Genomic DNA, 8,691 nt, shown 5'->3' with positions numbered 1-8,691 from the left:
GGGCATAAGGAGGGGCTATCAGCCCTCTTCACGCGTCCCTGGCGATTTTCCTTGTCACACAGGCAGTTGCAGGATGAGGGACGCAAGGTTCAGTGCGGGCTCATGGCAATTTGATAGGCTCCATCTATCAAATAGATGCAATCAATGGATTGTTCTTATCGCAACTGAGCCGGTAACCTAGCTCCTGTCGATTCACCCACTCCCTTCACCCAGAGGAAAAATGATGTCCCTCATCAATACCCAGATCCAGCCGTTTGAAGCCAACGCCTACCACAACGGCGAGTTCATCAAGGTTTCCGATGCCAGCCTGAAGGGCCAGTGGTCCGTCCTGATCTTCATGCCGGCTGCATTCACCTTCAACTGCCCGACCGAGATCGAAGACGCCGCCGACCACTACGCCGAGTTCAAGAAGGCTGGCGCTGAGGTCTACATCGTCACCACCGACACGCACTTCTCGCACAAGGTGTGGCACGAAACCTCGCCGGCCGTCGGCAAGGCCCAGTTCCCGCTGGTCGGCGACCCGACCCACCAGCTGACCAATGCCTTCGGCGTGCACATTCCGGAAGAGGGCCTGGCCCTGCGCGGCACCTTCATCATCAATCCGGAAGGCGTGATCAAGACCCTGGAGATCCACTCCAACGAGATCGCCCGCGACGTCTCCGAGACCCTGCGCAAGCTGAAGGCCGCCCAGTTCACCGCCGCCAACCCGAACCAGGTGTGCCCGGCGAAGTGGAAGGAAGGCGAGAAGACCCTGACCCCGTCGCTGGACCTGGTCGGCAAGATCTAACGCAGCACCGGCACGCCGTGGCCCCACGCCACGGCAGGCCCATCTCCATGCCGGCGGCATCGCCGGCGTGGGGGTGAACCCAAGACAGCCATCGCCGGCCCGTCGCGGCCAGCCAGCCCCTTCCACGGTCACTGTCTTGGGTTCACCCCTACCCCCTGCTGGTCCGCTACCTTCTACAGCGGTGCCACGCCCCCTGTTTGCCTGAAGCCAGGAGAAGACCCGATGTTGGACGCCAACCTGCAGTCGCAGCTGAAGACCTATCTGGAGCGCGTGACTCGCCCCATCCAGATCACCGCGCATGCCGACGACGGCGACAAGTCGCGGGAAATGCTGGAACTGCTGCAGACCCTGGAAAGCCTGTCCGACAGCATCTCGCTGCAGGTGCTGCGTGATGGCCAGGGCCGCGTGCCTTCGTTCGACCTGGGCACGCCCGGCCAGGACATCCACCTGACCTTCGCCGGCCTGCCGATGGGTCATGAATTCACCTCGCTGGTGCTGGCGCTGCTGCAGGTCGGCGGCCATCCCTCCAAGGCCACTGCCGAGCTGATCGAGCAGGTGCAGAGCCTGGAAGGCGAGTACCGGTTCGAGACCTATTTCTCCCTGTCCTGCCAGAACTGCCCGGACGTGGTGCAGGCGCTGAACCTGGCCGCGGTGCTCAACCCGCGCATCCAGCACGTGGCCATCGACGGCGCGCTGTTCCAGGAGGAAGTGGAGAAGCGCGAGATCATGTCGGTGCCGACCGTGTATCTCAACGGTGAAGTCTTCGACCAGGGCCGGATGACGCTCGAACAGATCGTGGCCAAGCTGGATACCAACGCCAGCAAGCGCGACGCAGAGAAGATCGCCGCCAAGCAGGCCTTCGACGTGCTGGTGGTGGGCGGCGGCCCGGCTGGCGCGGCCGCAGCGATCTACGCCGCGCGCAAGGGCATCCGCACCGGCATCGCCGCCGAGCGCTTCGGCGGCCAGGTACTGGACACCATGGCCATCGAGAACTTCATCTCGGTCAAGGAGACCGAAGGCCCGAAGCTCGCTACCGCGCTGGAGCAGCATGTGCGCGAGTACGACGTGGACATCATGGATCTGCAGCGCGCGACCGCGCTGGTGCCGGCCGGCGACGATGGGCTGGTACAGGTGCAGCTGGAAAACGGCGCGGTGCTGAAGTCACGTTCGGTGATCCTGTCCACCGGTGCGCGCTGGCGGCAGATGAATGTGCCGGGCGAAGAGCAGTACCGCAACAAGGGTGTGGCCTACTGCCCGCACTGCGATGGCCCGCTGTTCAAGGGCAAGCGCGTGGCGGTGATCGGTGGTGGCAACTCCGGCGTTGAAGCTGCCATCGATCTGGCCGGCATCGTGTCGCATGTAACCCTGCTGGAATTCGATTCCAGCCTGCGCGCCGATGAGGTGCTGCAGAAGAAGCTTCGCAGCCTCGGCAATGTGACCGTGCTGACCAGCGCCCAGACCACTGAAGTGCTGGGCGATGGCAGCCGGGTCACCGGGCTGGTCTACAAGGACCGCATCGGTGGCGACGCCCACCGCGTGGAGCTGGAAGGCATCTTCGTGCAGATCGGCCTGCTGCCCAACACCGAGTGGCTGAAGGACACCGTGGCGCTGTCGCCGCGCGGCGAGATCGTCATCGACGACCGTGGCCAGACCAGTGTGCCCGGCGTGTTCGCCGCAGGTGATTGCACGACGGTACCCTACAAGCAGATCATCATCGCCATGGGCGCCGGCTCGACCGCCGCACTGAGCGCGTTCGATCACCTGATCCGCTCGTCGGTGAGCAAGAGCAGCGGGGCCGTTGCCGAAGCTGCCTGATCCACTGCTCCCGGGTTGCCGGGAGCATTGTCAGCTGCGGGGTGACCACGCCGCCAGCCGGTCCGTTATCCCTGGGATGTGAGGATGAATCTACGCGATCTGAAGTACCTGGTAGCCCTGGCCGACCACAAGCATTTCGGTCGGGCTGCCGCGTCGTGCTTCGTCAGCCAGCCCACGTTGTCCACCCAGATCCGCAAGCTGGAAGAAGAGCTGGGCCTGCCGCTGGTCGAGCGGGCCCCCCGCAAGGTGATGCTGACGCCGGCCGGCCAGGAAGCCGCTGCACGGGCGCGGGTGATCGTGTCCGAGGTGGAGCAGCTGAAGGAAGCGGCACGGCGCAGCCGCGATCCGGAAGCCGGCACGGTGCGCCTGGGAATCTTCCCGACCCTGGGCCCGTACCTGTTGCCGCATGTGATCCCGCGCATCCGCGAACGTTTCCCGGAACTGGAACTGCTGCTGGTCGAAGAGAAGAGCGATGTGCTGCTGGAGCGCCTGCGCGAAGGCAAGCTCGATGCCGCGCTGCTGGCACTGCCGGTGATCGACGACCAGCTGCACGCCGAGTTCCTGTTCGAGGAGCCGTTCCTGTTGGCCGTTTCCGGTCGCCATCCGCTCGCCCAGCGCGCTCATCTGGATGTGCAGGAACTGGCCACGCAGAAGCTGCTGCTGCTGGAAGACGGCCATTGCCTGCGCGACCAGGCGCTGGAAGTGTGCCGGCTGTTCGGCGCCAACGAGAAATCCGAGTTCCGCGCCACCAGCCTGGAAACATTGCGGCAGATGGTCGCCGCCGATGTCGGCATCACATTGCTGCCAAGCCTGTCGGTGCAGCCCCCCGTCCCGCGCTCGAACAACATCCGCCTGCTCGATTTCATCGGCGAGGGCCGGCCCAGCCGCCGTATTGCGATGGTCTGGCGCCGCAGCTCGGCGATGAACGACTTCCTGATGGAGCTGGCCAGCCAGTTCAAGCGCCTGCCGCATGCGCTGTTCACGCTGGAAGCCGCCAATGGCACGGCCGCCGATCCGGCCAGCCTTTCCGGCCCCGCGCTGAACGGCTGACGGCCCCGCGTCCCCGCCCCCGAGCGGCGGGAGTCGATTCCGGTCGCATTTGTCCCCACAATACAGACAGGCGGCGCCAGCAGGCGCCGCCTTTTGCATGGTTTTCAACCAAGGAGTTTTACATGAACACCGCCAGCGGCCTGCCGCCGTCGATCACTGTCTCAACCTTCGACATGGACCGCCTGGAGGCCATGCTCGAAGCCCCTGCGCTGAGCCAGACGCCTGCCGCGCTCGCGCTTGCCGAAGAACTCAACCGGGCCACCGTGCTGGCGCCGGACCAGATTCCCGAAGGCATCGTCATGATGCATTCCCGCGTGGAGTGCGAAGATGGGGTTTCAGGCGAGAAGCACGTCCTGACCCTGGTCTTCCCCCGCGAAGCCAACGTCGATGAAGGCAAGGTTTCCGTGCTGGCCCCGGTCGGCAGTGCCCTGCTCGGCCTGTCGGTCGGCCAGAGCATCGACTGGACTGCACCCGGCGGTCGCAAGCTGCGCCTGCGCGTGACCGCAGTGCACAACGACCGTCCCTGATCTCCGCTGCGCACTGCGCGCGATCCGATTCCCCGTACCAGGAGCCGTAATGAGTACCTCGTCCAAACTGTCCCAGCTGCGCGAACTGTCCGTGGTCGTTGCCGATACCGGTGACTACGAGGCGATCAAGCGCCTGCAGCCGGTGGACTGCACCACCAACCCGACCCTGGTGAAGAAGGCACTGGACCTGCCGGTCTATGCCGATCTGATCGAGCGCGAACTGGCCTGGGGCCGTCAGCAGAGCGGCGACCGCGAGGCCGTGGTGCATGCGGTGGCCGATCGGCTGACCATCGGCGTCGGCGCGCTGCTCAGCACGCTGGTGCCGGGCCGCGTGTCCACCGAGGTGGATGCTGACCAGGCGTACGACACCGCCGCCACCGTGGCCAAGGCCCGCCAGTTCATCCAGATGTACGCCGATGCCGGCGTACCGCGCGAGAAGATCCTGATCAAGATCGCCGCGACCTGGGAAGGCGTGGAAGCGGCGCGGATCCTGCAGGCCGAGGGCATCGACTGCAACCTGACGCTGATCTTCAACCCGACCCAGGCGCTGGCCTGCAGCGAAGCGGGCGCGTTCCTGATCTCGCCGTTCGTCGGCCGCATCCTTGACTGGTACGTGGCCAACGGCCAGACCCCGGCCAACATCGATGAGGACCCGGGCGTGAAGTTCGTGCGCAGCGTGTATGCGGAGTTCAAGCGCCGTGGTTCGCCGACCGTGGTGATGGGCGCCTCGTTCCGTTCCACCGCACAGATCGAGGCGCTGGCCGGCTGCGACCGCCTGACCATTTCGCCGGATCTGCTGGAGAAGCTCGACGCCGATCACGGCGAGCTGCCGCGCAAGCTGGTGCCCGGTGAGGGTAACGGCGTGGCGGTGACCCCGATCGATGCGGCGACGTTTGCGGCGGATCTGGCTGCCGATCCGATGGCGACCGAGAAGCTGACGACCGGTATCGAGTCGTTCGCCAAGGATCTGGAAGCGCTGCGCGAGCGGATTCGCGCGGCGCTGTAAGGGTTCCAGCCAACGGCTGAGCCCCTCGTGGCGGGGGCTCGGTCGCGAAAGGCGGGTCATGCGTTTGGCAGGGTGGGTAGGCCGTGCAGGGGACGCTGCAAGTACGTCCCTGTAAGCTCGGTCGCCGCATCCATGCGGCTCACGCCCCGGCACGGCCTACCCACCCTGCCTTCGACAGTTTCCTGTGGCTGCCCGCCACGGAAGGAAGAAGGAAGAGCAACAGCGGGTCGCGCGCTTCGCTTGCTCGGAGCGGAGCATGGCTCCGCTCTACAAAAGACACCGCAGGATCAAACAAAAAGGACGCGGCGAAGGCCGCGTCCTTCTTGTTTTCCTTCAGTTCGTCAGTAACCCACGCTCTTGCCCACCGTCACCGGGAAACTGTCGGAGGTGGGGTGGTGTGGGTTGGCAGGACCGTTGGCGCCATGGATGGCGCCATCGAGCCCCCAGGGATGGGTTCACGGCGTGTCCTGCCGACCCACACCGCCCCGCCCTACTCACAGCAACCCAGAGCCGCTTTGGCTTTGGCTCTGGCTTTTGCTTCGGCAGTTGCTTTCCGCTTCTGCCCGCCGCAGGCGGACCACCGCGCGTCAGCGCGGCGCCTCCACATCCAGCCCGATCGGGCAGCTCACCCCGGTGCCGCCGATGCCGCAGTAACCGTTCGGGTTCTTCGCCAGGTACTGCTGGTGATAGTCCTCGGCATAGTAGTACTCCGGCGCCGGGAACACGATCTCGGTGGTGATCGGGCCATAGCCGGCCGCGTCCAGCTGCGCCTGGTAGGCCTCGCGGCTGGCCAGCGCAGCGGCGTACTGCGTTTCGTCGGTGGCATGGATCGCCGAACGGTACTGGGTGCCGGTGTCGTTGCCCTGGCGCATGCCCTGGGTCGGGTCGTGGCTTTCCCAGAACAGCTGCAGCAGCCGTTCCAGGCTCACCACCTTCGGATCGAACACCACCTGCACCACTTCGGTGTGGCCGGTGAGGCCGGAGCAGACTTCTTCATAGGTGGGATTCGGCGTGACGCCGCCGGCATAGCCGACCGACGTGCTGTACACGCCCGGCTCCGACCAGAATTTGCGCTCGGCTCCCCAGAAGCAGCCAAGCGCGAAACGGATCTGCTGCAGGCCGGCAAAGCGGTCCTTCAGCGGGTGACTGTTCACGAAGTGCTGGTTGCTGTGCAGCGGCAGTGGCTGATCACGCCCTGGCAGCGCCTCTTCCGGGCGCGGCAGGCGCTGCTTGAAGGCGCCGATGCCCAGGATGCCCTGTCCGATTCCCAACATGATGCGCTCCTATGCCGGAAGGCCGGCAATGTCGTCTGCATCGGAAATGGGGGCGTCGGCGGCGTGGCCCAAGTCCAGGCCGGCGACGATGCCTTCAGCCTCGGCCCGCGCGGCGTCGGGGATGCCGACCCTCAATACACCGAACAGCGGCAGCTCGCCCATGCCCCCCAACAGCTGCTCGCCGAACACGAAGGCAGGAATGCCGGCGTCTTCCAGCGCGTGCTTCACCAGGTGCGCGTCGAACAGATTGTCGGCCTTGTACACGATGTGCATGGGGCGGCTCCACGGGAGAGGCCTCCAGCATACGCCCGGGGGCTGAATGCCGCCGCTGCGCTCGCCGGGCATGGCCCGGCGCTACCCCTGGCCCCCCCTGCGCCCGGTAGCGCGGGCGCAACCCCGGCAGCCCTTCCCCTTACGCGCTAGACTGTTGGTCTTTCTGCCCTTTTTCGCCCAGCCTCATGTCCGAGCACACCCCCGCCAGCCCCGAGACCCCCGCCGACAGCCACGAAAAGCGCGATTTCATCCGCCAGATCGTGCGCGAGGACCTGGCCAGCGGAAAGCACCAGGCGATCAAGACCCGGTTTCCGCCGGAGCCGAACGGCTACCTGCACATCGGCCATGCCAAGTCGATCTGCCTGAACTTCGGCATTGCCGGCGAGTTCAGCGGCGTATGCAACCTGCGCTTCGACGACACCAATCCGGCCAAGGAAGACCCGGAGTACGTGGCCGCCATCCAGGATGATGTCCGTTGGCTGGGGTTCGAGTGGAACGAACTGCGCCACGCCTCCGATTACTTCCAGGCCTACTATCTCGCCGCCGAGAAGCTGATCGAGCAGGGCAAGGCCTATGTGTGTGACCTGTCGGCCGAGGAAGTGCGTGCCTACCGTGGCACCCTGACCGAGCCGGGCCGTCCCTCGCCGTGGCGCGACCGCAGTGTCGAGGAGAACCTCGACCTGTTCCGCCGCATGCGTGCCGGTGAATTCCCGGACGGTGCGCGCACCCTGCGCGCGAAGATCGACATGGCCAGCGGCAACATCAACCTGCGCGATCCGGCGCTGTACCGCATCAAGCATGTCGAGCACCAGAACACGGGCAATGCGTGGCCGATCTACCCGATGTACGACTTCGCGCATGCGCTGGGCGATTCGATCGAGGGCATCACCCACTCGCTGTGCACCCTGGAATTCGAGGACCATCGCCCGCTCTACGACTGGTGTGTGGACAACGTCGATTTCGCCCATGACGACGCACTGACCCAGCCGCTGGTCGATGCCGGCCTGCCGCGCGAAGCCGCCAAGCCGCGCCAGATCGAATTCTCGCGCCTGAACATCAACTACACGGTGATGAGCAAGCGCAAGCTGATGGCGCTGGTCACCGAGCAGCTGGTGGACGGCTGGGAGGACCCGCGCATGCCGACCCTGCAGGGACTGCGTCGCCGCGGCTACACCCCGGCGGCAATGCGCCTGTTCGCCGAACGCGTGGGCATCAGCAAGCAGAACTCGCTGATCGACTTCAGCGTGCTGGAAGGCGCGCTGCGCGAAGACCTCGACGGCGCCGCACCGCGCCGCATGGCCGTGGTCGACCCGCTCAAGCTGGTGCTGACCAACCTGCCCGAAGGCCATGAAGAACAGCTCACCTTCAGCAACCATCCGAAGGACGAGAGCTTCGGCAGCCGTCAGGTGCCGTTCGCGCGCGAGGTCTGGATCGACCGCGAGGACTTCGCCGAAGTACCGCCGAAGGGCTGGAAGCGCTTGGTGCCGGGCGGCGAAGTGCGCCTGCGTGGTGCCGGCATCATCCGCTGCGATGAGGTGATCAAGGATGCCGACGGCACCATCACCGAGCTGCGCGGCTGGCTGGATCCGGAGTCGCGCCCCGGCATGGAAGGGGCCAACCGCAAGGTCAAGGGCACCATTCACTGGGTCAGCGCCGTGCACGGCGTTCCGGCCGAGATCCGCCTGTACGACCGGCTGTTCTCGGTGCCGAACCCGGACGACGAGTCGGAAGGCAGGACCTACCGCGACTACCTCAATCCGGAATCGCGCCGCACCGTCACCGGCTATGTCGAGCCGGCCGCGGCCAGCGCCGCGCCGGAGCAGTCGTTCCAGTTCGAGCGCACCGGCTACTTCGTTGCCGACCGCCGCGACCACACCGAAGCCAAGCCGGTGTTCAACCGCAGCGTGACGCTGCGCGATACCTGGTCGGCCTGAGGACCTGCGCGGGCGCCGGCACGGC

Annotated in this window: 8 protein-coding genes; 6 read left to right on the top strand and 2 right to left on the bottom strand. The window is 65.9% G+C overall.

Features of this window, described 5'->3' with window-relative positions; translation table 11 throughout:
* Positions 1-223: 223 nt before the first annotated feature.
* The 5 genes from ahpC to QMZ25_RS16195 all read left to right on the top strand — a co-directional run bounded on the left by ahpC (position 224) and on the right by QMZ25_RS16195 (position 5,185).
* Positions 224-787: an alkyl hydroperoxide reductase subunit C gene (gene ahpC, locus QMZ25_RS16215; RefSeq protein WP_005408159.1), complete on the top strand. Its 564-nt coding sequence runs from the start codon at positions 224-226 to the stop codon at positions 785-787.
* Positions 788-1,009: 222 nt separating this feature from the next.
* Positions 1,010-2,602, top strand: a complete 1,593-nt coding sequence (ahpF, locus tag QMZ25_RS16210; protein WP_053519116.1) for an alkyl hydroperoxide reductase subunit F — start codon at positions 1,010-1,012, stop codon at positions 2,600-2,602.
* 84 nt (positions 2,603-2,686) lie between these two features.
* Positions 2,687-3,652 carry a LysR substrate-binding domain-containing protein gene (locus tag QMZ25_RS16205; protein ID WP_065175982.1) on the top strand — a complete coding sequence of 322 codons (966 nt, stop codon included), beginning with the start codon at positions 2,687-2,689 and terminating at the stop codon, positions 3,650-3,652.
* 122 nt (positions 3,653-3,774) lie between these two features.
* Positions 3,775-4,179 (top strand): nucleoside diphosphate kinase regulator, encoded by a 405-nt coding sequence (gene rnk / locus QMZ25_RS16200; RefSeq protein ID WP_053519113.1) that lies wholly within the window; start codon positions 3,775-3,777, stop codon positions 4,177-4,179.
* A gap of 49 nt (positions 4,180-4,228) precedes the next feature.
* Positions 4,229-5,185 carry a transaldolase gene (locus QMZ25_RS16195; RefSeq protein WP_283219941.1) on the top strand — a complete coding sequence of 319 codons (957 nt, stop codon included), beginning with the start codon at positions 4,229-4,231 and terminating at the stop codon, positions 5,183-5,185.
* A gap of 587 nt (positions 5,186-5,772) precedes the next feature.
* On the opposite strand, the gene msrA is transcribed toward QMZ25_RS16195, so the two are convergent.
* Together msrA and QMZ25_RS16185 are read right to left on the bottom strand one after the other, a co-directional pair.
* Positions 5,773-6,438 (bottom strand): peptide-methionine (S)-S-oxide reductase MsrA, encoded by a 666-nt coding sequence (gene msrA, locus QMZ25_RS16190; RefSeq protein WP_053519160.1) that lies wholly within the window; start codon positions 6,436-6,438, stop codon positions 5,773-5,775.
* A gap of 30 nt (positions 6,439-6,468) precedes the next feature.
* On the bottom strand, positions 6,469-6,732 hold the full coding sequence (locus tag QMZ25_RS16185; RefSeq protein ID WP_053519109.1) for a DUF2007 domain-containing protein: 264 nt from the start codon (positions 6,730-6,732) through the stop codon (positions 6,469-6,471).
* 185 nt (positions 6,733-6,917) lie between these two features.
* Here QMZ25_RS16185 and QMZ25_RS16180 point away from each other — a divergent pair, with 185 nt between their 5' ends.
* The gene (locus QMZ25_RS16180; RefSeq protein ID WP_065176238.1) at positions 6,918-8,666 is read left to right on the top strand and encodes a glutamine--tRNA ligase/YqeY domain fusion protein; all 1,749 of its coding nucleotides are present in this window, start codon (positions 6,918-6,920) and stop codon (positions 8,664-8,666) included.
* The last annotated feature ends 25 nt before the right edge of the window (positions 8,667-8,691 follow it).

The sequence above is a fragment of the Stenotrophomonas sp. RS-48 genome, assembly GCF_030053245.1.
In the GTDB taxonomy this organism is placed as follows: Bacteria; Pseudomonadota; Gammaproteobacteria; order Xanthomonadales; family Xanthomonadaceae; genus Stenotrophomonas; species Stenotrophomonas maltophilia_P.
The sequence above is the reverse complement of the archived record's forward strand: the minus strand, read 5'-3'. Positions and strand labels throughout refer to the sequence as shown.

Bases quoted from the DNA above. Each gene is read 5' to 3' on its own strand.
- QMZ25_RS16185 (WP_053519109.1), bottom strand. From the start codon at position 6,732: ATGCACATCGTGTACAAGGCCGACAATCTGTTCGACGCGCACCTGGTG.
- QMZ25_RS16205 (WP_065175982.1), top strand. From the start codon at position 2,687: ATGAATCTACGCGATCTGAAGTACCTGGTAGCCCTGGCCGACCACAAG.
- ahpC (WP_005408159.1), top strand. From the start codon at position 224: ATGTCCCTCATCAATACCCAGATCCAGCCGTTTGAAGCCAACGCCTAC.
- ahpF (WP_053519116.1), top strand. From the start codon at position 1,010: ATGTTGGACGCCAACCTGCAGTCGCAGCTGAAGACCTATCTGGAGCGC.
- QMZ25_RS16195 (WP_283219941.1), top strand. From the start codon at position 4,229: ATGAGTACCTCGTCCAAACTGTCCCAGCTGCGCGAACTGTCCGTGGTC.
- QMZ25_RS16180 (WP_065176238.1), top strand. From the start codon at position 6,918: ATGTCCGAGCACACCCCCGCCAGCCCCGAGACCCCCGCCGACAGCCAC.
- rnk (WP_053519113.1), top strand. From the start codon at position 3,775: ATGAACACCGCCAGCGGCCTGCCGCCGTCGATCACTGTCTCAACCTTC.